The organism is Gordonia aurantiaca, assembly GCF_039939235.1.
GTDB lineage: Bacteria > Actinomycetota > Actinomycetes > Mycobacteriales > Mycobacteriaceae > Gordonia.
In genome coordinates this window covers 1-21,671 of the sequence record NZ_JBDUUF010000005.1, presented here as the reverse complement: position 1 = coordinate 21,671, position 21,671 = coordinate 1, and the positions used below count along the sequence as shown (strand labels likewise).

Sequence of the window (21,671 nt, the reverse complement as noted above, 5' to 3'; positions counted from 1 at the left end):
ACGTGCTCCTTGTCAGCTCTTGATCATGTTCCGCAGCACGTACTGCAGGATGCCTCCGTTGCGGTAGTAATCGGCCTCGCCGGGCGTGTCGATGCGGACCGTCGCATCGAACTCGACCTTCGAGCCGTCCTCCTTGGTGGCGGTCACGTGCACGGTCTTCGGGGTGCGGCCCTCGTTGAGCTCCTCGATGCCGACGATGTCGTACACCTCGGTGCCGTCGAGACCCAGCGACTTGTGCGACTCGCCCTCCGGGAACTGCAGCGGGATGACGCCCATGCCGATCAGGTTCGAGCGGTGGATGCGCTCGAAGCTCTCGGCGATGACGGCCTTCACGCCCAGCAGGCGGGTGCCCTTGGCGGCCCAGTCACGCGACGAGCCGGTGCCGTACTCCTTGCCACCCAGCACGACCAGCGGGATGTTCTGCGCGGCGTAGTTCTGCGCGGCGTCGTAGATGAACGACTGCGGGCCGCCCTCCTGGGTGAAGTCGCGGGTGTAGCCACCCGACACGCCGTCCAGCAGCTGGTTCTGCAGGCGGATGTTGCCGAAGGTCGACCGGACCATGACCTCGTGGTTGCCGCGGCGTGCGCCCAGCGAGTTGTAGTCCTTGCGTGCCACCCCGTTGGCGTCGAGGTACTGCGCGGCAGGCGTGCCGGGCTTGATGGTCGACGCGGGGGAGATGTGGTCGGTGGTCACCGAGTCGCCCAGCTTGGCGAGCACGCGCGCACCCTTGACGTCGGAGACGGGCTCCGGCTCCAGCGGCATGCCCTCGAAGTACGGAGGCTTCCGCACGTAGGTCGACTTCTCGTCCCACTCGAAGGTCTTGCCCGACGGGGTCGGCAGGTTCTGCCAGCGCTCGTCGCCCTTGAAGACGTCGGCGTAGTCGGCGGCGTACTGCTCCGGCGAGATCGACGCGGCGATGGTCGACTCGATCTCCTCGTTGGAAGGCCAGATGTCCTTCAGGAAGACGTCGTTGCCCTCGGAGTCCTTGCCCAGCGGATCGTTCTCGAAGTCGAAGTCCATCGTGCCGGCGATTGCGTAGGCGATGACCAGCGGCGGCGACGCCAGGTAGTTCATCTTGACGTCGGGGTTGATGCGACCCTCGAAGTTGCGGTTGCCCGACAGGACCGCGGTGGCGGTGATGTCGTTGTCGTTGATCGCCTTCGAGATCTCCTCGGGCAGCGGGCCCGAGTTGCCGATGCAGGTGGTGCAGCCGTAGCCGACCAGGTAGAAGCCGAGCTTCTCCAGGTACGGCCACAGGCCGGCCTTCTCGTAATAGCCGGTCACGACCTGCGAGCCCGGGGCCATCGAGGTCTTGACCCACGGCTTGGCGGTCAGGCCCTTCTCGACGGCCTTCTTGGCCAGCAGGCCGGCGCCGATCATGACCGACGGGTTCGAGGTGTTGGTGCAGCTGGTGATCGACGCGATGGTCACGATGCCGTGGTCGAGGATCATCGAGCCGCGCTCCTCGGAGTCCACGCGGACCGGGTTCGACGGGCGGCCCTCCGAGCCGTTGGCGGCCGACGGGACGACGGCATCGTCCTCGGCGAACGACAGCACGGCCGGATCGGAGGCCGGGAAGGTCTCCTCGACGGCTTCGTCGAGCGCGGTGTGCGGGGTCGCGTTGCCGGTCTCGACGTAGTTGTGGATGTCCTTGCGGAACGCGTTCTTGGCGTCCCACAGCTCGATGCGGTCCTGCGGACGCTTCGGGCCGGCGATCGACGGGACGACGTCGCCCAGGTCGAGCTCCAGGTACTCCGAGTAGGCGGGCTCCTCGGCGTCCTTCTCCAGCCACATGCCCTGTTCCTTGGCGTACGCCTCGACCAGGGCCAGGGTCTCCTCGCTGCGGCCGGTGAGGCGCAGGTAGTTGATGGTCTCGCCGTCGATCGGGAAGATCGCGCAGGTCGAACCGAACTCGGGGCTCATGTTGCCGATGGTGGCGCGGTTGGCCAGCGAGACCTCGGCGACGCCGTTGCCGTAGAACTCGACGAACTTGCCGACCACACCGTGCTTGCGCAGCATGTCGGTGATGGTGAGCACCACGTCGGTGGCGGTGACGCCCGGCTTGGTGGAACCGGTCAGCTTGAAGCCGACGACACGCGGGATGAGCATCGAGATCGGCTGGCCGAGCATCGCGGCCTCGGCCTCGATGCCGCCGACGCCCCAGCCCAGGACGCCGAGGCCGTTCTCCATGGTGGTGTGCGAGTCGGTGCCGACGCAGGTGTCGGGGTAGGCGACGCCGTCACGGACCATGATCGAGCGGGCGAGGTGCTCGATGTTGACCTGGTGGACGATGCCGGTGCCCGGCGGGACGACGCGGAAGTCGTTGAACGCGCCCTGGCCCCAACGGAGGAACTTGTAGCGCTCCTCGTTGCGCTGGTACTCGATCTCGACGTTGCGCTCGAATGCCTGCGCGTTGCCGAAGGCCTCGATGATGACCGAGTGGTCGATGACCATCTCGGCGGGAGCGAGCGGGTTCACCTTGTCGGGATCGCCGCCGAGCTCCCGGACGGCCTCGCGCATGGTCGCCAGGTCGACGACACAGGGGACGCCGGTGAAGTCCTGCATGATCACGCGGGCCGGGGTGAACTGGATCTCGACGCTCGGCTCGGCGCTCGGGTCCCAGTTGGCGAGGGCCTCGATGTGCTCCTTGGTGACGTTCGCGCCGTCCTCGGTGCGGAGGAGGTTCTCGGTCAGCACCTTGAGGGCGTACGGGAGCTTCTCGGCGCCCTTCACGGCACTCAGGCGGTAGATCTCGTAGCTCTTGTCGCCGACGTCCAGCGTTCCGCGGGCGCCGAAGGAATTGATACTCACGTCTTAATCCACTCTCCTCGTGTACCGACGGGCTGCGTCGGCGATGCTCGATGATCAACTGCCTTGACGGGACGGGGCGGTCGGCCGGAAAGCGCCTTTCGTGGTCGAGAGGATTCCGTACCACCCTGTACCTGCACCGGAGGGCTGCACCGGTGCCATCGGATGTTCGCGAGGCGACCCGCGACAACACGACCCAGTCTAACAGTACGTCCGTACTGTCCCAGGCCCGGGGCCATGCGGGACACGCCGTCGATGTGCTCGGCGACACGCGAATACCCGTACCCGTCCATTGTGTCGTACCGTGCAGGTCGAGGTTTGGCGTCTGAGCAGACAGGGGTGTGACCATGGGGCCGGAGTCGACGGTTGTGCTCGCCGCTCCCGCGGAGAACAAGGAGCTCGCCGGTCTCGTCGGGGTCGACATGGACCAGCTCGCCCGGGACATCGCCGACGACGGCGTGGCCGGCGCGTCGCCGGAGCAGGTCCCGGCGATGCTCGAGGTCGTCGAGTACGCCAAATCCAAGGGCCACGACTTCAGCTTCGTCGTCATCCAGCAACAGCAGCCCCGGTTCACGCTGTACCGCGACATCGCCAACCAGCTCCAGGAGCAGGTCGGGGGCACCGTGATCGTGCTCGGCCCGAACTCCGTCGGGTCGTCGTCGCCCGAGATCTCCCGCGTGATCCAGGAGCAGGCGACGCAGGACCTGAGCCTCACCGACCCGCCGGGCGCCGCGCGGCAGATGGTCGATGTCATGACCGATGACCACATCGACTGGACCGTCGTCGGCCTGGTCCTCATCCTCGTCGTCGTGCTCGGCGCCGTCGCCGCGCGGATTCGCACCCGCCGTGCCCGTGCCGCCGCCGCGAACGGCCCCCTCGGGCCGGTCGTCGATCGCGACGCACCCGACTCCTCGGACGCCACTCCGGTCGCGTCGGGCGAACGGACCGCGGACTCGTCCGCTTCCTGACGCCGCCGCCTGGCGTCCACTGACGACCACTCGGTCGGTTCCCAGGTCATTTGTTGCCAATTCGAGACCTGGGCCAAGCTGGTGAACTTTCTCCAGTTCACAGCATTTTCGCAGGTAATCACGTCTTTGTAATTCAAGCGGTTCGGTTTTCTCGTGTGGTTGATGTGACGTACGGTTCTGATGTCGCACGTGTGACTTCTGTCCGCTGCAGTGGCACGTGCGGCAGGTGTGCACTGTGTGGTCGGGGTGGTCGCAGTGACCAGCACGACCGAGCCCGGGACGTCCGGGCCGGCCCCGAGAAGTAACCGCGAGGAGTTGCAGGTGAGGCGAGGAAGAACAGGTGCGTCCTGGCCGGCGCGCGTCACGGCGGCCGTGGCCGCTGTTCTCGTCTGTGCGGTCGGCGCCGGACACGCGGTCGGCGCCCCTCAGAAGGCCCCCGAATCGCCGGTGTCGGGCCTGATCAACGAGATCGCCACGGTCAACCAGGAGCTCGCCGATCTCGACGAGGCGCTGGCGATCCGGCAGGAGAACGTGAACCGGGCGATCGTCGACTTCCAGAACTCCCTGGCCCAGCGCAAGCTGGCCGGTGTCGCCGCTCGTGGGGCGCGCGCCGAACTCGACCGCGCCGGTCAGGCCGTCGCCGACGCGCAGAAGGCGTTCGACGACTTCGCGCGGTTGGCCTATCAGCAGGGTGCCGAGCAGGTGTCGCTGTCGAATTACGCGACGGCCCCTGATCCGCAGGCCGTCCTGGACCGGATGAAGCTGCTCGACCAGGTCGGCAAGAAGCAGCAGGAGACGATCCGCAAACTGCAGGTCGCCCGCAACCAGAAGGCCAACCGCCTCGCCGCGGTCGAGGCCACGCGCCGGCAGGCGGACATGGCCGCCCGCAGCGCAGAACAGCGCAAGAAGGATGCGCTCGCCGCGGTCGCCGAGGCCCGCACGGCCATCGCCGACCAGCGTCAGCGCAAGGCCTCGCTCGTCGCCAAGCGCGACACCATCCAGAAGAAGCTCGACACCATCCGCGGCACCGTCCCGAAGAAGCAGGTCGAGGGACCGTCCACGCGCGAGCTGCTGACCAACCTGTTCCCGGCCGCGCCGCAGCTGCCGGATCTGCCGGCCACCGAGGTCTCCGACAATGAACTGCTGTCGATCGCGGCCCGCGCCGCCGCGCAGCTCGCCGTCGATCTCGGCTCGGCGGCCCTCGGCATGGGCCTGGACATGGGCTCGCAGATCCTGAAGGGGATCATCGGCGAGCAGCGCCTGCCGCAGTCCGAGCTGCTCGACGAGCTCGGCCTCGGCGGCGTCGACCTGACCGGCAGCAGCGGCAACGACAGCCTGAGCTCGCGCCTCGGCTCGGGCAGCCTCGGCTCGCTGTTCGGGTCGGGCGGCGGAGGCGGCTCCGGCGGCATGGTCCGCCCGGGCCTGCGCGGCCCTCAGGCGGTCGAGATCGTCGTCAACCGCGCGCTGTCGCAGCTCGGCGTCCCGTACGCCTGGGGCGGCGGTGACGTCAACGGCCCGACGCAGGGCATCCGCGACGGCGGCGTCGCCGACAGCTACGGCGACTACCGCAAGATCGGCTTCGACTGCTCCGGCCTGATGATCTACGCCTTCGCCGGCGTGGGCATCGAGTTGCCGCACTACACCGGCTACCAGTACACCTCGGGCCCGCACTTCCCGCTGTCGCAGATGAAGCGGGGCGACATGATCTTCTACGGCCCGAATGCGAGCCAGCACGTCGCGCTCTACCTCGGCGACAACAAGATGGTCGAGGCCCCGCAGTCCGGTGACGTGGTCAAGGTGTCGCCGCTGCGGACCGCCGGCGCGATGCCGAACGTCGTCCGACTGCTCTGAGCCCGGTGCTCTGCCCGGGGGCGTCCGAACGACACCCCCGGGCATCTTCTTGGCACCTTTTCAGCTCGCGCGACTAGGCTGGCACAAACACGCGGGGGCGTCTCGCGCACCCGAGCGGTGAGCAGCAGAGTTCGACGAACAGGAGCACGGGTTGACCGAATCGCACTCCCTCGACAAGGCGGCCGCCGATCCGGCCGCGGCAGGCGCCGACCCGTCGGTGCTCAGCGACTCCGACGTCGCCCTGCTCGAGCGGGCAATCTATGAGGTCAAGCGCGTCATCGTCGGTCAGGATCAGCTCGTCGAGCGCATCCTCGTGGGCCTCCTCGCGCGTGGCCACATCCTCCTAGAGGGCGTCCCGGGCGTCGCCAAGACCCTCGCCGTGGAGACCTTCGCGAAGGTCGTCGGCGGCACGTTCTCGCGCGTGCAGTTCACCCCGGACCTGGTGCCCACCGATCTCATCGGCACCCGCATCTACCGTCAGGGGCGCGAGGAGTTCGACACCGAGCTCGGTCCGGTCGTCGCCAACTTCCTGCTCGCCGACGAGATCAACCGCGCCCCGGCCAAGGTGCAGTCCGCCCTCCTCGAGGTGATGGCCGAGCGGCACGTCTCGATCGGCGGCAAGACCTACCCGATGCCCGATCCGTTCCTGGTCATGGCGACCCAGAACCCGATCGAGAACGAGGGCGTCTACCCGCTGCCCGAGGCGCAGCGCGACCGCTTCCTGTTCAAGGTGCTCGTCGACTACCCGTCGGTCGAGGAGGAGCGCGAGATCGTCTACCGGATGGGTAACGTCCCGCCGACCGCCTCGCAGGTCCTCGACCCGGCCGCGATGTTGCGCCTGCAGAAGACCGCGGCGAACGTCTTCGTGCACCACGCCCTCGTCGACTACGTCGTCCGGGTCATCAACGCCACCCGGCGTCCGGCCGAGCTCGGCCTCCACGACGTCGCGTCGTGGCTCTCCTACGGCGCGTCGCCGCGTGCGACCCTCGGCATCGTGGCGGCCGCCCGCGCCCTCGCGCTGGTCCGCGGGCGCGATTACGTGATCCCGCAGGACGTTGTCGAGATCATGCCGGACGTGCTGCGCCACCGCCTGGTGCTGTCCTACGACGCGCTTGCCGACGAGATCGACGCCGACACCGTCATCACCCGGGTCCTGCAGACCGTCGGGCTGCCGCAGGTCGGCGCCCAGCCGGTCGCGGCGCCCTACCCGTCCGGCCCGGCCCCGCACAACCAGGCCCCGCACAACCAGGCCCCGCACAACCAGGCAGCGGCCGCTCCGCCGGGCGCCAACGGTTATGCCGCGCAACAGGTTCCGCAGAACGCCGGCCCGGTGAGCCCGAATTCGCCACGGTATGGCGGCTAATCGGGACCTGCCGCGCCTCGGCGCGGGGTTGCTCGAGGAGCCCCAGCTCACCGCGGCTCTGAAGATGCTCGAGCTCACCGTGCGGCGCAAGCTCGACGGTGTGCTGCAGGGGGAGCACCTCGGCCTGATCCCCGGACCGGGCTCGGAGCCGGGGGAGGCGCGCGCCTATCAGCCCGGTGACGACGTGCGCCGTATGGAGTGGTCTGTGACCGCGCGCACCACGCAGCCGCACGTGCGCCAGATGATCGCCGACCGCGAGCTGGAGACGTGGATCGTGGTCGACGCGTCGGCAAGCCTCGATTTCGGCACGGCGGAGTGCACCAAACGCGACCTGGCGGTGGCCGCCGCGGCGGCGATCGTGCACCTGACCACCGGTGGCGGTAACCGGCACGGCGCGCTCGTCGTCACCGGCGACGATCTGGTCCGCGTCCCCGCCCGCGCCGGCCGCGCGCACGCGCAGAACCTGCTCAAGGCGATCGCCACCACCCGGCGCAGCGCGCCGGGCGTGCGCGGCGACCTGAAGGCCGGTATCGAGGCCCTGCGCCGCCCGCAGCGCCGCCGCGGCCTCGCCGTGGTCATCAGCGACTTCCTCGGGCCCATCGACTGGGAACGCTCCCTGCGCGCGATCGGCGCCCATCACGAACTGCTCGCGATCGAGGTGCTCGACCCGCGCGACCTCGAGCTGCCCGCGATCGGCGAGGTCACGCTCGCCGACGCGGAGTCGGGGGAGATCCGCGACGTCACCGTCACCGAGGATCTGCGGCGCGAGTTCGCGGCCGCGGCGCGGGCCCATCAGCAGGAGGTCCACCGGACCATCCGCGGCTGCGGCGGGCCGACGCTGACGCTGCGCACCGACCGCGAGTGGATCACCGACATGGTCAAGTTCATCGCTCAACGACGCCGCGGCCTGGCCGCCGGGGTGGGGTAGTCATGTTGTCCAGTCCCTGGTGGTTGCTGCTCCTGCTGGTCGTCGCGGCGCTGGTCGCGGCGTATGTGTACGTGCTGCGGCAGCGCAAGCAGCGCGCCCTGACGTTCGCCAATCTCGACCTGCTCAAGACGGTGGCGCCGCCGGACCGGAATCGGCTGCGGCACATCCCGATCGCGCTGCTGATCGTCTCGCTGATCCTGCTGACGGTGGCGTTGTCCGGTCCGCAGGCCGACCGCAAGGTCCCGCGCAACAAGGCGACGGTCATCCTCGTCATGGACGTCTCGCGCTCGATGAACGCCACCGACGTGGCGCCGTCGCGCATCAAGGCGGCGCAGGAGGCGGCGAAGAAGTTCGCCGACGAGTTGACCGATGGCATCAACCTCGGCCTGATCTCCTTCGCGGGCACCGCGGCCAGCCTGGTGTCGCCGACCCCGGACCACAACGCGACCAAGGTCGCCGTCGACAAGCTGCGTCTCGACGACAAGACCGCGACCGGCGAGGGAATCTTCGCCGCCCTGCAGCAGATCAGCACGCTCAATGCGGTCCTCGGCGGTGGGGACGCCGCACCGCCGGCGCGCATCGTGCTGCTCTCGGACGGCAAGGAGACCGTGCCCGACGACCCGGATGACCCCCGTGGTGCGTTCACCGCCGCCCGCAAGGCGAAGGAGGAGAAGATCCCGGTCTCCACCATCTCCTTCGGAACCCGCACCGGCACCGTCGAACTCGAGGGTGACCGGGTGCCCGTCCCCGTCGACGACGATTCGCTGCGCAAGATCGCGAACCTGTCCGGCGGCGACTTCTTCACCGCGGCGAGTCTCGACGAGCTCAACAAGGTGTACGAAAAGCTGCAGAACGAGATCGGCTACGAGACGCGGCGGGGGGACAATTCCAGGCCGTGGCTGATCGCCGGCACGTTGTTCGCGCTGGTGTCGGCGTTCGCCGCCCTCGCGATCAACCGACGGCTGCCCTGATCTGCCGACCACCGCGCCGTCGGCCCGAAGAGAACGGATAGGTTAGACACCCATGACGGCAGCTAGCAACGAAGCGCAGAATCCCTCCCGGTCGGTCCTGGTGACCGGCGGCAACCGCGGCATCGGCCTGGCGGTGGCCCAGCGGCTGGCCGCCGACGGCCACAAGGTCGCGGTCACCCACCGCGGCTCGGGGGTCCCCGAAGGACTGTTCGGGGTCAAGTGCGATGTCACCGACTCGGAGTCGGTCGACGCGGCCTTCGCCGAGGTGGAGGCCCACCAGGGTCCGGTCGAGGTCCTGGTGGCCAACGCCGGCATCACCGACAACATGCTGTTGATGCGTCTGTCGGAGGAGTCCTTCGAGAAGGTCATCGACGCCAACCTGACCGGCGCCTTCCGCTGCGCCAAGCGCGCAACCAAGGGCATGCAGCGTGCCAAGTGGGGACGCATGATCTTCCTCGGCTCGGTCGTGGCGATGTCGGGTGTGCCCGGCCAGGTCAACTACGCGGCGTCCAAGGCCGGCCTGATCGGCATGGCCCGCTCGATCGCCCGGGAGATCGGCTCGCGCAACATCACCGCCAACGTCGTGGCCCCCGGCTTCATCGACACCGACATGACCGCCGGGATGGAGGACCGCTACATCGAGATGGCCAAGCAGGCCATCCCGCTCGGCCGCACCGGCAAGCCCGAGGACGTGGCCGCGGTGATCAGCTTCCTCGCCTCCGACCAGGCCGAGTACATCACCGGCGCGGTCATCCCGGTCGACGGCGGCATGGGCATGGGTCACTGACCCACTGTCCCTGCGCACGTCGAACACCGACTCCCAAACCCATCAACGTCGATCAGGAGCACACTTTCGTGAGCGGAATCCTGGACGGGAAGACCGTCCTCATCACGGGCATCATCACCGATGCGTCGATCGCCTTCCATGCCGCCGCCCAGGCGCAGGAGCAGGGCGCCACGGTGATCATCACCGGCATCCCCGAGCGGCTGCGGCTGATCGACCGGATCGCCAAGCGCCTGCCCAAGGAGGTGCCGCCGGCGATCGGGCTCGACGTCACCAACGAGGAGGACCTCGCCGCACTCGCCGACAAGGTGCGGGAACTCGCGCCGCAGGGCATCGACGGCGTCCTGCACTCGATCGCGTTCGCGCCCCGCACCCTGATGGGGCCGGAGGCCAAGCCGTTCCTCGAGGGTCCCGGCCCCGACGCCGCGAAGGCCTTCGAGATCTCGGCGTGGAGCTACGCCTCGCTGGCCCGCGCCGTGCTGCCCGTCATGAACGAGGGTGGCTCGATCGTCGGCATGGACTTCGACCCACGCACCGCGATGCCGTACTACAACTGGATGGGCGTGGCCAAGGCGGCGCTGGAGTCGGTGAACCGCTATGTGGCCCGAGAGGTGGGTTACGCGAAGAAGATCCGCTCCAACCTCGTCGCCGCCGGTCCGATCAAGACCCTCGCGGCCAAGGCCATCGCCGGCACCGCCACCGACGACGCCAAGCAGCTGAACATGCTCAACGAGTACTGGGACGGCGCATCGCCGATCGGTTGGGACGTCGACGACCCGACCGTCGTCGCGAAGTCGGTGTGCGCCCTGCTCAGCGACTGGCTGCCCGGCACCACCGGCTCGATCGTCTACGTCGACGGCGGCGCCAGCCACAACACCTGGTTCCCGGAGGGCATGACCTCCGGGTCCTGATCCGATGAGCACCGCCTTCGACTCCGTCCTGTTCCTGTCTTTCGGCGGTCCCGACGGCCCGGATGACGTCATCCCCTTCCTGGAGAACGTCACCCGGGGCCGCGGGATCCCGCGGGAGCGACTCGCGGAGGTGGCCGAGCACTACTTCCACTTCGGTGGCGTCTCGCCCATCAACCGGCTGAACCTGGACATGATCGAGGGTCTGCGCGGCGATCTGGCCCGCCGCGGCCTCGACCTTCCGGTGTACTTCGGCAACCGCAACTGGCATCCGATGGCCGAGGACACGCTCGCCGAGATGTACCGGGCCGGGCATCGCCGCATCCTGGTGTTCCCGACATCGGCGTGGGGCGGCTACTCGGGATGCCGCCAGTACCACGAGGACATCGGCCGCTGTCTCGAGGCGCTGGCCGAACGGGAACCGGCGAGTACCACGCCGGAGGGTGCGGTGGTGCTGCGCAAGCTGCCGCAGTACTGGGCGCACCCGGCGTTCACCGCGGCCGGTGTCGATTCCGTCCGACGCGCTCGCGAGGCGCTCGGCGGGGCCGACGAGCCGGTGCGCCTGGTCTTCACCGCGCACTCGGTGCCGAGCGCCGCCGACGCGGCGGCGGGCCCGGCGGCCGAGGGCGGGGGACTGTATTCGCGGCAGGTCATGGCGGCGTCGAAGGCGGTCGCCGACGCGCTCGGCATCGACGACTTCGACCAGGTATGGCAGTCCAGGTCGGGACCGCCGCAGATCCCGTGGCTCGAACCCGACATCTGTGACCACTTGGAAGCGCTTGCCGCACAAGGCGTCCGGCGCGTCGTCGTGTACCCGGTCGGGTTCATCTCAGACCACCTGGAGGTGGTCTGGGACCTCGATAACGAGGCCGCCGAGGTCGCACAGCGCCTCGGGATGGACTATGTCCGTGCCGACACCGTCGGCACCGATCCGCGGTTCATCGAGATGATCGGCGAGCTCGTGGAGACCTATGCCACCGGTGGCGGGGACCTCGCCGCGATGGGCTGCGGCGACAACGGCCGCGTCTGCCGCGAGCAGTGTTGCGTCCCGGTCAAGCGTCCGTCGCGGCCCGGCCGGTAAGCGCCGCCGGGGATCCCAGCCCCCGCACAGTCGCGAGTTCGGGTCGGATTCGCAGGTTTCGACCTGCGATTCTTTCCCTGAACTCGCGATTTCCTGTGCGGTCGCAGCGCATTTCCACGGAATCGCTCCTGGACGTGTGACCCAGTTAGCGAAACCCTTCTCGGGGGCGCGGAAAACTCGTGCGCATATATAACGAATGTATAACAACATATGGAGATTTGGTTCACATCCGAGAACGAAATGTGATGCTCGTCTCGCACGGTCCTTACTGGGCTGGCAAGTAGCGAGAGAGGAATTCCCATGGCAGAAGGTCCAATCCGTCTGGAGATCGACATCCTCGGCCCGATTCTCGACACGCTCTTCTCCGGCTCGAGTGGCGGCAGTGACGACGGCGATCCGGTGTAGTCCCCTCTTCACACGCGATTTCCCGGGTGGGCCGTTTTCCCGATGCGGCCCACCCGGGAGCATGTGATGACAGAGGTCGAAATCCTGACCCGGGCCGACCTCCGCCCGGTCGTCGAACTCCTCTCGGCGAGTGTCGACGAGATCCCGATGTATTCCTGGGTGCTCGGTGAGCACCTTTCGGATCGCGACTTGCGTGCCTGGCTGGCAGAGATCCTGGTGCGGCCGTATCTGAATGCGGGTTACGTTCTGGGTGCCCGCGAGAACGGCCGCCTCGTCGGCGCACTGGTGTGGCAGCCGCACGACGCCGATCTCACACCCGACGGCACGCCGCTGCTGACGCCCGACGACTTCGTCCGCGTCGCACGCATTCCCGGCGTCCGGGAACGACTCGCCGCCTGGCTGACGAGTCCGCAACTGCCCGTTCCGGTGCCGGACGCCGTCAACCTCCGCATCGCCGTCGTCGCGCCCGAGGCGCGCGGCGGTGACACCCTCGTCGAACTGGTTCGCCGGGTGGAGCGCTTCTGCGCGGACACCTGCCGCCCGTACTACGCCTGGACGGGTTCTGCGCGGTTACGCGAATGGTTCTGCTCGGTATGGAACGCAACCGATTTCGCGACCGCCGACTTTCACGGGATCACCCTGTACGGCATCGAGTCCGAACGTCCGCCGAGACCGGCGCGGGTGGCACTCCGTCAGTCCCGCAGCAGCTCTCCGATCGTGTGATTCACCGCGGCGGCACGCGCCGCACGGGTGAGCGACTGCAGCCTGCGCAGCGCGGTGTCGCCCGAATCCCACTGTCCCGCGGTGTCTCCGACCTCGACGCCGCGTGCGGCGGCGAGATCGACGATGGCCTCGACCTGTGCCGAGGAGTCGATGAGCCGCGTCGACCGGGCGTCGAGGGCATGCGCCGGCATATCGACGCGATGTTGCGCGGTACGCGTCGCGAGGTCTTTGCGGAGGTCCGCCAGATCCACCGAGCGCCGGCTGCCCAGGCCGCCGATGATCGTCGCGGCCTCGGCAACGGCCTGTCGTAGTTCGTATTCCAGGTCCCCGGCAGACGGGCCCGCGGACGCGAGGTGTCCAAGATCGAGGCGGTCGTCGTACCGGAACACCGACCACCGGCACAGTACGTACGGGGGATCGGTGTCGAAGGTGTCGAGCTCGGGTACGAGTGCCAGGGTCCCCGCGGTGTCCGAGTCGTCGACCAGCAGCACCTCGCCGGCGAGGAGCGCCTTCGACGTGACGGCGTGCGGCGGGAGTCCCTGTGGATCGCCGGTCGAGGGAAGTCGCACGACGATGCGCCGAGCGGGGCGCAGCAGCGACAACAGGTCCAGCACACCATTGCCCGACCCCGTGGCGGCCTCGTCGGACAGCACCTCGTGACGATCGGCGCATTCGGCGAGCGCCGAGATCACGTCGTCGGGAGAGCAGCGTCCGGTGAGCCACGCCGCCGCCCACGCACCCAGTGCGCAGGTCGGCCACGCGACGGTGTGGGAGAGGGTTCTGCCGCGATTCATCAAGTGGAGGATACGCCGGGTCGCCGACGGCCTCCGGGCGTGGCAACCGGCTCTCGGCGGTGCGGACGAATACGGTGTTGGTCGACAACGCGTGGGACGCAAGTGACAGAAGTGAACGTCCCGCAGGAGTGAACGAGGTGGTAGTCGATGGATGACCGGTACGGACGCGACGTGCTCTCCCGGCCCCGGCGGGCAAAGCCGCGTCCCCCGGAGGTCGCCGCGGAGCGCGATCTCGTCGTCGAGGACGCCGCATCGGGCTTCTGCGGCGCCGTCGTCGGCCTGGAGAAGAGCTACGCCGGCGACCTGGTGCGCCTCGAGGACAGGCACGGCCGTACCCGTGTCTTCCTCATGCACCCCGGCGCGTTCCTCATCGACGGCCGACCGGTCACCCTCGTCCGTCCGCGGGTCCGCGGACCCCGGCAGCCGGCGATGACCGCGTCGGGCTCGCGCGCGGCGCCGAAGACGCGAGCGCGGACCGCGCGCGCCAGCCGCATCTTCGTCGAGGGCGTGCACGATGCGACGCTGCTCGAACGCGTGTGGGGCGACGACCTGCGCGCCGAGGGCGTGGTGGTCGTGAGCCTCGACGGCCTCGACAACCTGGCCGACGCGCTGGCCGAATTCCGGCCGGCGCCGCATCGTCGGGCCGGCGTCCTCGTCGACCACCTCGTGGCCGGGTCCAAGGAGGCCAACCTCACCGCGGAGGTCGGTGAGCACGTACTGGTCTGCGGCCACCCGTACATCGACGTCTGGGAGGCGGTGAAGCCGGCGTCGGTGAAGATCGACGCGTGGCCGAGAGTCCCGCGCGGCACCGACTGGAAGACCGGCGTGTGCCAGGCGCTCGGGTGGGGCGACCCGCGCGACGGATGGCGCCGGGTTCTCGGCGGTGTCAACAGTTTCCGTGACCTCGAGGTCCCGCTGTTGCGCTCGGTGGAGGAACTCATCGACTTCGTGACCGCCGCCGAGGAGCCGCAACGTCGAGGAGGCGAACGCTGACGCGCCGGGTTCACCCGACGGTCTCTGGCAGACTGGGGGCATGAGCGCCCTGCTGTGGCTGGCGGCCGCGATCGTCCTGGTGGTCGCGGAGATGTTCGGCGGCGAGCTCGTCCTGCTCATGCTGGCCGGCGGGGCCTTCGCCGCGGCGGGCACCGATTTCGTCTTCGAGCCCCCGATCTGGGTGGACGGTCTCGTCTTCGCCTCCGTGTCGGTGCTGTTGCTGGTCGCGGTGCGGCCGGTGGCGAGACGGCACATGCTCAACCGACCGCCCGTGTTGATGAACACAGAGGCCCTCGAGGGCCGGCCCGCCATCGTCACCGAGAGGGTCGACGAGCACGACGGCCGGGTCAAGATCGACGGCGACATCTGGTCGGCCAGGGCGATGGATCCGTCACAGGTCATCGAGCCGGGTACGCACGTGACCGTCGTGCAGATCGACGGCGCGACCGCGGTGGTCTGGCGCCCGTAGATCTTCCGACCCGAACGAAAGAGGTGGACGGATGGACGACCTGCAGATATTCGGCCTGGTCGTGGTGGTGCTCCTGGTCGTGGCGGTGGCGGTGATCCTCGCGAAGTCCATCGCGCTGATCCCGCAGGCCGAGGCCGCGGTCATCGAACGTCTCGGCCGCTACACGCGCACCGTGTCGGGCCAGCTGACGTTGCTGTTGCCGTTCATCGACCGCATCCGCGCCCGCGTCGACATCCGCGAGCGGGTGGTGTCCTTCCCGCCCCAGCCGGTCATCACCGAGGACAACCTGACCCTGTCCATCGACACCGTCGTCTACTTCCAGGTGACCAATCCGCGGGCCGCGGTCTACGAGATCGACGATTACGTCGAGGGCGTGGAGCAGCTGACCGTCACCTTTACGTTGGAGTACGTCCGGGGCGGTCGCCTCGGACGTTCGTCCGCGGTTCGGGGCGTGGCTCGACAATCACCTGTTGTCGCTGGTGGCTTGGCGTGGAAGGTCACCCCGGACCGTGACGGGTCGTTTCGGCCGCTGATTGAGATGTGTTCGCGAACTTGTCGCTGTGTAAAGGTGTGCCGGCGAAACCACCCTGACGAGCCAACCGCACACGGAAGGACAGTATGGACGAAAAGATCTGGGTAGGAATTGATGTCGGTCGGCATGCGCATCACGCCGCCGCGGTCGATGAGGCGGGAACGGTGCTGTGGTCTCGGCGGCTTCCCAACGATCAACCGGCGATCGAAGCGCTCATGGACCGGGTCGCCGACATGAAATTCGTGGTGTGGGCGATCGACATGACCGCACCGGAATCGGCGCTGCTGAGGGGTGTGCTGGCTGCGCGGCGCCAGCAGATCCGCTACGTGCCCGGCCGGGTCGTGCACAGCATGACCGGTGCGTTCGCGGGTGAGGGCAAGACCGATGCCCGCGATGCGGTCGTGATCGCCCAGACAGCCCGCCTACGTGGCGATCTCGCCACCGTCTCGGCGCCCGACGACGTCGCGATCGAACTCGACCTGCTGACCGGACATCGCAACGACCTCGTCGCTGAACGTACGCGAGGCATCAACCGCCTGCGCGGCCTGCTGACCCGCATCTTCCCTGCACTAGAACGGTGTTTCGACTACTCGACACTGACCGGTCTAACGTTCCTCACCCGCTTCGCCACGCCATCTGCGATCGCTGCGGTCTCTGACGACGAGATCTACGACCACCTGCGCAGTCACGGCGTCCGCCGACCGACCATTCCGAAGATGATCAACAAGGCGCGCGCCGCGGCGGCCGCGCAGACCGTCACCCTGCCTGGCGAGGCGACCACAGCACTGCTGGTGCAACACGCGGCTACCTCGTTGGTCATGCTGACCCGTCAGATCGCCGACCTGGATAAGCAGATCACCGAGGTGTTCCGCCGCCACCCTCACGCGCAGATTCTCGAATCCGTACCTGGCATCGGCACCCGAAGCGGCGCTGAGCTCGTCGCGATCACCGGCGGCGACCTCGCCTCGTTCGGCTCGCCCGCCAGACTCGCCGCCTACGCCGGTCTTGCTCCGGTACCGCACGACTCCGGAAATCGGCGTGGAAACGTGCGTAGACCCCAGCGCTACCATCGAGGTCTGCGCAAGGTGTTCTACATGGCCGCACTCAACAGCTCGCAACGCGACGGGCCCTCTCGCGAGTTCTACCAGCGCAAACGATGCGAGGGGCGCTCGCATGTCCATGCCCTCATCGCTCTCGCTAGACGTCTGGTTGACGTGGTCTGGGCACTGATCCGCGACGGTAGGGTGTGGTTGCTGCGCCCGACCGTCGAGCGGGTGTCAGTCGATGAGGTGGGCGCGATGGCTGGATGACTGGCGGGGCCGGTCAGATCTCGGCACGTGCGTGCGTACTAGCGGGACACTGGATGCGTGTCGGTTCGGGTACTCGGCCACCAGCTTGCTCTGCCGACAAGTGTGGCGATGGTCGGCACAACGATGGTGCGGACGATGAAGGTGTCGAGCAGCAGGCCGATGCCGATGATGAGTCCGACCTGGGTCATGATCGAGATGGTGCCGGCCATGAGTCCGAACATGCTGGCAGCGAAGATGAGGCCGGCCGAGGTGATGACTGATCCGGTGTTGGTGACGGTTCTCAGGACGCCGATGCGGATGTTGTTTTGGGATTCTTCGCGTAGGCGAGAGATAAGAAGCATGTTGTAGTCGGCGCCGACCGCGACGAGGACTATGAAGGCCAGTAGTGGTACGGGCCAGGCGATATCGGTTTTGAGGATGTGTTGAAAGATCAGGACTCCGATACCCAGTGCCGCGGTGTAGTTGAGTATGACGGTGCCCAGAAGGTATAGCGGCGCGATGAGTGCTCGGAGTAGGAGTATCAGGATCAGGCCGACGATGGTGAGGGTGGCCAACGCTAGGAGTCGGAAGTCTTCGGTGAGTAGACGTTGCAGATCGGCGTTGATGGCGGGGAACCCGGCTATCGCGATGTTGGAGTCCTGCAGGGTTGTGTTCGGTCTGGCGGCGAGTGCGACATCGGTGATTGTGTCGGCCAGTTGCATGGCCTCGGTGCTGTAGGGGTCGAAGCTGGTTTGTATTGCGTAGCGCACGGTATGGCCGTCGGGCGAGACGAACTGGCGAGCGACGTCGACGAAACGGCGGTCTGCGTTGGCCTGAGGTGGGAGGTAGAAGCCGGTTGCTGAGTTTGTTCCGGCGGTCTCGCGGGCGGAGGTTTGTAGTTGTGTGGCTAGCGCGGCCATCCCGGCGAGTTGTTGAAGGTTGCTGTCGATCAGCGCGGATACACCGGCGGCGAGTTGGCGTGATCCCGCCGCGAGTTGACTGATACCTGTTTGCAGTTGGGTGAGCTTGCCGGGAAGGTCTTGGCTGCTGATGCTTCCCAGCGTGGAGCCCAGTGAGTTGACGGTGGAAGTGAGTTGGTCGGTGACTGTTGAGATCGGTGTATCCAGCTGCGCGAGTTGTGTTGACAGCGTGGCGATCTGGTCGAGGGTCCCGTTGCTCAGTAGGGCGTCGAGATTGCGGGTCTGCGCGCGCAGAGCTGCGCACTGCGGGACTTGGGTGCACCAGGGCGCATTATCGAGGATGGGCAGGATCGAGGTCACTGTTGCCAGGGCTGCAGATGTTTGGCGGGTGAGCGCGGCCAGCTGTGGGGCATTCTGAGAAGCGCGATCGAGCGCTGGTGCAGATGCGGCGAGTTGGCGGAGTATCGGCTGGTACTGCTGAATTTGCTGCCCTGCTGTGCTTGCCTGATCGAGGATGCCGGCCAGGGGGGCCAAGTTGGTGCGTACCTGGGTGTCGAGCTGAGTAAGCCCGTCGGCGAGTTGGAATGCGCCGGTACGGAGCTGTTCGAGGTCACCTCGGCGGTTCTGGCCATCGTCGACCGCACCCGCCAGCCGGTCCCCGATCTGACCGTTCTGCCAGGACAGCTCGGCTTGCTCGAGCTTGTCCCCGGTGGGACGGGTAACACCGATGACTCGAGTCACTCCGGGGATCTGGGATACACGTGAGGCCATTTGCTCAAGATCGGCCAGCCCGCTGGCAGTACGGAGATCGATCGGTGCATCTACAACGAGGAACTCAGTGGTAGTGACGTCTTGAGGGAAATGACGGTCGAGCAACGCGTAGCCTTCGTTGCTGTCGGTTGTCGCGGGCTGCCCCTCACGATCGTCGAAGGTGATCTGGATGCCCATCGCGAAGCCGCTGAGCACGATTAGCCCGACCAGGGTTAGTGCCAGCAGAGGCACAGGACGCCGCACGACGAGCACGGCGACGCGATTCCAGTACTTTCGGGTCAGATCTCGTCTGGGTGCGCCCCAGCCGAATCGCGCCGCCCACAGCAACACCGGTGGTAGCAGGGTGACCGTGGCGAGGAATCCGATGAGGATGGCGATCGCGCATGCCGGACCCAAGGTGGAGAACACGCTCAGCTGACCAAACACCATCGCCAAAAAGGCCAGCGCCACCGTGGCAGCTGAAGCCAGGATGACCCGTCCGATAGTTGCTGTCGCGTCCACGAGCGCAACCTCAGTGGTAGCGTCCTGGCGTAGCCGTTCGTGATAGCGACTGATGAAAAAGACTGAGTAGTCGACCCCGGCTCCGAGCAGGATGACGGTCATGAACGCGACGGTGAACTGCGATACCGGCATACCGAGTTCGCCGAGTGCGGACAAGACCCCGCGGCCCACGCCGAGGCTGACACCGATCACCAACAACGGCACCAGCGCGGTGAACAGCGATCGGTAAACGATCAACAGAATGATCGCGATAAGCGCCACCGTCGCCACAGTGATCACGACTAAATCGCTTTCAGCTCTGACGATCTGGTCACTGAAAGTGGCCGTCGGCCCGGTGACATGGACAGTGGTGTCCGTACCGTCAAACACGCGCTGCGCGGTTTGGCGCACGGTCTCCACAGCATGCGTGGCCGTTGGCCCTCCCAAAGTTCCGGTGACCCCGACAGGCAAGTACCAGGCTTGCCCGTCCTCACTCAAGGCCTGGCCGGCCGTCGTCGGATCGGAGAGCAAATCCCGCACTGACTGCACATCGTCGAAATTTTCGCGCAACTGCAGAACGAGCATGTCGTAGCGTTCCCGCGCCACGTCGGTGAACCCGTTCGGGTTCTCCATGGTCACGAAAACAGTGGTCTTGGCGCCCTTCTCACCGAACGCACCACCCATCTGATCGAGTGCTTGAAACGATGGAATCCCAGCAGGGATCGGATCAACAGACTGCTGCCGCACCACCGTCTCCAGCTGGGGAAACAGTATCGCCAAGACGATACCCACAGCCACCCACGCCCCGATGACGAGGAATCTGTGCGCCAAGGTGAACCGTGCCAACCGCCCCAATGTCGTGCTGTACTCGCTGCGTTCCGCCAACCGGCGCGCCGCCAAGCGCCCACCACTTGGACGTTGGACCACCATACGCAGCACCTCACCCTCGACCCAGCCCGTCTACGAAACCGACGGTATCGTTACGGTACTAGCAGTACCGTAGATGGGGAAGGAGGTCAGGAGGTTTGGTGTCGCCGGTGGGCCATGAGGAAATCGTCGACAAGCTGTTCGAGATCGCCAACGGTCATCGACCGAATGCCCGTGAGCTTGGCAAAGACAAGGGGGCCCGCCAGTTGAGTGACTGCCATGGTCAAATCGAGGTCGCCGAGCTCCGCCGTGGCCACGTCACTCGTCAAAACTCGATCGAATGGTTCTCGATACTGCTCGACGACTCGACGACGCAGTGGCGCGAGCGCGTTCTGATCCCCGTCGGATTGCCCGGATTGCCGGGGCTGCTCGGGAAGCATTGCCAACCATGCCAGCGTCGTCAACTGCAGCGGTGCCTGCTCAATAAGCTCAGCCTGCCGCTGCATCAGCTTCAGCAGGTCATCACGGATCGACGTCGTCGTCGCGGGGGTCTCGGCCTGAGGCAACAATCGCTCGAAGGCAGCCGCCACCAGATCTGTGGAGCTCTCGAAGTGACGATACAAGGTGGTGCGAGCAACACGAGACAGTCGAGTGACCGCCTCCACGGTAACGGCTTCGACCCCGCCACTGTTCAGCAAGGTCACCGCAGCATCCAACAAACGCTGACGCGACCGAACCCGCCTCGGGTCAACATCGTCGGAATCGATGGTTTCCACCTGGCCACTCCCTATATAGCCAAAATCACGAACCCCTGACTGCACAACAATACCGTCGGTAACAGAGCGAAACTGCCAGTGGCGGTACCGATTGAAGGCTCAGAAAGGTCACTTATGAGGGGCGACAAACCACTACCAGCACACGCACCATGGTGCATGGGATGCGGCGAAGATAACCCCAATGGCCTGCACCTCGAGGTACACCTGCACGGCGACCACGTCTACGCCGACCTGCAATTCGACGAGCGCCACTCAGGAGCCCCGGGACTCGCCCACGGCGGAGCCATCTCAGCGGCATGCGATGACATCATGGGTTTCACCCTGTGGATCGCCGAAACACCCGCAGTCACCCGAACCCTCACCGTGGAGTATCGACGCCCGGTCCCACTGCACACCCCCGTGCACATCACCGCCTCCCTCGTCGACGAAACCGACCGCGCGCTCTTCATCGAAGCCAACGGTACCGTCGGCGACACAACCTATTTCGCCGCAGAAGCGGTCTTCGTAAAGGTCGACTTGAGTCATTTTCTTCGTCACGGAGACTCGGGCGCCACAGCAGACCTCATCACCCGATTCTTCCAGGCCGACTAGCGACCGCTAGGCACGCCAGCAAACAGAAGAGTCGCCCCAAAACCATCAGCTGTCTGATCCTTGCGCACCCGCATTGAGATCCCCGCCTGCCGGGTTGCGTCCGGTGTGGCCGAGTCTCGCTGGACAGTGACAGTTGATCCGGTGTGAGGTGCCGGCGGCCGCCGGCATCGACTGCCAGCTGGCGCTGTCATTCTCGGAGCGGGCTACGCCCGCGCTGCATTCAAGGGCCTGCTTTGCTGACCCCTTCCATTCTCTTACCTCTGGTCGGCACGGCGACAAGGGCCGCGAAAAACTAATCCGCCCTACGGGTTTCAGGCCTACGGCCCGGATGACTTTTTCGCTGTAAACACCCTTGCACCGACCTCCCGCCGGCAAAGAGATGGCAGGTGTCAAGCAAAG

At 66.9% G+C, this 21,671-nt stretch carries 17 protein-coding genes and 1 pseudogene; 14 read left to right on the top strand and 4 right to left on the bottom strand.

What is annotated here, in order from left to right; all coding sequences use genetic code 11:
* Positions 1–12 precede the first annotated feature (12 nt).
* Positions 13–2,805, bottom strand: a complete 2,793-nt coding sequence (gene acnA / locus ABFT43_RS11365) for an aconitate hydratase AcnA (protein ID WP_347960715.1) — start codon at positions 2,803–2,805, stop codon at positions 13–15.
* Positions 2,806–3,155: 350 nt separating this feature from the next.
* Here acnA and ABFT43_RS11360 point away from each other — a divergent pair, with 350 nt between their 5' ends.
* The 9 genes from ABFT43_RS11360 (at position 3,156) to ABFT43_RS11320 (ending at position 12,790) form a co-directional block, all read left to right on the top strand.
* Positions 3,156–3,776, top strand: coding sequence for an Rv1476 family membrane protein (locus ABFT43_RS11360; RefSeq protein WP_347960714.1), 621 nt, complete (start codon positions 3,156–3,158; stop codon positions 3,774–3,776).
* 321 nt (positions 3,777–4,097) lie between these two features.
* On the top strand, positions 4,098–5,627 hold the full coding sequence (locus ABFT43_RS11355; protein WP_347960713.1) for an NlpC/P60 family protein: 1,530 nt from the start codon (positions 4,098–4,100) through the stop codon (positions 5,625–5,627).
* Positions 5,628–5,778: 151 nt separating this feature from the next.
* A complete protein-coding gene (locus ABFT43_RS11350) occupies positions 5,779–6,990 on the top strand; it encodes an AAA family ATPase (RefSeq protein WP_347960469.1) in 1,212 nt (403 codons plus the stop codon).
* The gene (locus ABFT43_RS11345) at positions 6,980–7,918 is read left to right on the top strand and encodes a DUF58 domain-containing protein (RefSeq protein ID WP_347960468.1); all 939 of its coding nucleotides are present in this window, start codon (positions 6,980–6,982) and stop codon (positions 7,916–7,918) included. Before ABFT43_RS11350 ends, ABFT43_RS11345 begins: the two co-directional genes overlap by 11 nt.
* A gap of 2 nt (positions 7,919–7,920) precedes the next feature.
* Positions 7,921–8,889, top strand: coding sequence for a VWA domain-containing protein (locus ABFT43_RS11340; protein WP_347960467.1), 969 nt, complete (start codon positions 7,921–7,923; stop codon positions 8,887–8,889).
* Between the two features lie 52 nt (positions 8,890–8,941).
* Positions 8,942–9,676: a 3-oxoacyl-ACP reductase FabG1 gene (fabG1, locus tag ABFT43_RS11335; protein ID WP_347960466.1), complete on the top strand. Its 735-nt coding sequence runs from the start codon at positions 8,942–8,944 to the stop codon at positions 9,674–9,676.
* Between the two features lie 68 nt (positions 9,677–9,744).
* On the top strand, positions 9,745–10,584 hold the full coding sequence (gene inhA, locus ABFT43_RS11330; protein ID WP_347960465.1) for an NADH-dependent enoyl-ACP reductase InhA: 840 nt from the start codon (positions 9,745–9,747) through the stop codon (positions 10,582–10,584).
* A gap of 4 nt (positions 10,585–10,588) precedes the next feature.
* Entirely contained in the window at positions 10,589–11,662 is a 1,074-nt protein-coding gene (locus tag ABFT43_RS11325) for a ferrochelatase (RefSeq protein ID WP_347960464.1), read from the top strand.
* Between the two features lie 471 nt (positions 11,663–12,133).
* Positions 12,134–12,790: a hypothetical protein gene (locus ABFT43_RS11320; RefSeq protein WP_347960463.1), complete on the top strand. Its 657-nt coding sequence runs from the start codon at positions 12,134–12,136 to the stop codon at positions 12,788–12,790.
* On the opposite strand, the gene ABFT43_RS11315 is transcribed toward ABFT43_RS11320, so the two are convergent.
* The gene (locus ABFT43_RS11315) at positions 12,760–13,584 is read right to left on the bottom strand and encodes a serine/threonine protein kinase (RefSeq protein WP_347960462.1); all 825 of its coding nucleotides are present in this window, start codon (positions 13,582–13,584) and stop codon (positions 12,760–12,762) included. The two genes, ABFT43_RS11320 and ABFT43_RS11315, sit on opposite strands and share 31 nt — an antisense overlap.
* Before the next feature lie 147 nt (positions 13,585–13,731).
* Between ABFT43_RS11315 and ABFT43_RS11310 the strand changes: the two genes are divergently transcribed.
* The 4 genes and pseudogenes from ABFT43_RS11310 (at position 13,732) to ABFT43_RS11295 (ending at position 16,888) form a co-directional block, all read left to right on the top strand.
* The gene (locus ABFT43_RS11310) at positions 13,732–14,577 is read left to right on the top strand and encodes a DUF3097 domain-containing protein (RefSeq protein WP_347960461.1); all 846 of its coding nucleotides are present in this window, start codon (positions 13,732–13,734) and stop codon (positions 14,575–14,577) included.
* Positions 14,578–14,617: 40 nt separating this feature from the next.
* On the top strand, positions 14,618–15,046 hold the full coding sequence (locus ABFT43_RS11305) for an NfeD family protein (RefSeq protein WP_347960460.1): 429 nt from the start codon (positions 14,618–14,620) through the stop codon (positions 15,044–15,046).
* A gap of 31 nt (positions 15,047–15,077) precedes the next feature.
* Positions 15,078–15,467, top strand: a pseudogene (locus ABFT43_RS11300) (SPFH domain-containing protein); the annotation flags it as partial.
* A gap of 197 nt (positions 15,468–15,664) precedes the next feature.
* Positions 15,665–16,888: an IS110 family RNA-guided transposase gene (locus tag ABFT43_RS11295; protein ID WP_347960459.1), complete on the top strand. Its 1,224-nt coding sequence runs from the start codon at positions 15,665–15,667 to the stop codon at positions 16,886–16,888.
* A 38-nt stretch (positions 16,889–16,926) separates the two neighbouring features.
* Here ABFT43_RS11295 and ABFT43_RS11290 read toward each other — a convergent pair whose 3' ends face one another.
* Together ABFT43_RS11290 and ABFT43_RS11285 are read right to left on the bottom strand one after the other, a co-directional pair.
* Positions 16,927–19,968, bottom strand: coding sequence for an MMPL/RND family transporter (locus ABFT43_RS11290; protein WP_347960458.1), 3,042 nt, complete (start codon positions 19,966–19,968; stop codon positions 16,927–16,929).
* An 86-nt stretch (positions 19,969–20,054) separates the two neighbouring features.
* Complete coding sequence (locus ABFT43_RS11285; protein ID WP_347960457.1) at positions 20,055–20,681, bottom strand: TetR/AcrR family transcriptional regulator; 627 nt, start codon at positions 20,679–20,681, stop codon at positions 20,055–20,057.
* Between the two features lie 114 nt (positions 20,682–20,795).
* Between ABFT43_RS11285 and ABFT43_RS11280 the strand changes: the two genes are divergently transcribed.
* Positions 20,796–21,272, top strand: a complete 477-nt coding sequence (locus ABFT43_RS11280; protein ID WP_347960456.1) for a PaaI family thioesterase — start codon at positions 20,796–20,798, stop codon at positions 21,270–21,272.
* The last annotated feature ends 399 nt before the right edge of the window (positions 21,273–21,671 follow it).

Bases quoted from the DNA above. Each gene is read 5' to 3' on its own strand.
- ABFT43_RS11360 (WP_347960714.1), top strand. From the start codon at position 3,156: ATGGGGCCGGAGTCGACGGTTGTGCTCGCCGCTCCCGCGGAGAACAAG.
- ABFT43_RS11345 (WP_347960468.1), top strand. From the start codon at position 6,980: ATGGCGGCTAATCGGGACCTGCCGCGCCTCGGCGCGGGGTTGCTCGAG.
- ABFT43_RS11340 (WP_347960467.1), top strand. From the start codon at position 7,921: ATGTTGTCCAGTCCCTGGTGGTTGCTGCTCCTGCTGGTCGTCGCGGCG.
- fabG1 (WP_347960466.1), top strand. From the start codon at position 8,942: ATGACGGCAGCTAGCAACGAAGCGCAGAATCCCTCCCGGTCGGTCCTG.
- ABFT43_RS11325 (WP_347960464.1), top strand. From the start codon at position 10,589: ATGAGCACCGCCTTCGACTCCGTCCTGTTCCTGTCTTTCGGCGGTCCC.
- ABFT43_RS11320 (WP_347960463.1), top strand. From the start codon at position 12,134: ATGACAGAGGTCGAAATCCTGACCCGGGCCGACCTCCGCCCGGTCGTC.
- ABFT43_RS11315 (WP_347960462.1), bottom strand. From the start codon at position 13,584: ATGAATCGCGGCAGAACCCTCTCCCACACCGTCGCGTGGCCGACCTGC.
- ABFT43_RS11310 (WP_347960461.1), top strand. From the start codon at position 13,732: ATGGATGACCGGTACGGACGCGACGTGCTCTCCCGGCCCCGGCGGGCA.
- ABFT43_RS11305 (WP_347960460.1), top strand. From the start codon at position 14,618: ATGAGCGCCCTGCTGTGGCTGGCGGCCGCGATCGTCCTGGTGGTCGCG.
- ABFT43_RS11295 (WP_347960459.1), top strand. From the start codon at position 15,665: ATGGACGAAAAGATCTGGGTAGGAATTGATGTCGGTCGGCATGCGCAT.
- ABFT43_RS11290 (WP_347960458.1), bottom strand. From the start codon at position 19,968: ATGGTGGTCCAACGTCCAAGTGGTGGGCGCTTGGCGGCGCGCCGGTTG.
- ABFT43_RS11280 (WP_347960456.1), top strand. From the start codon at position 20,796: ATGAGGGGCGACAAACCACTACCAGCACACGCACCATGGTGCATGGGA.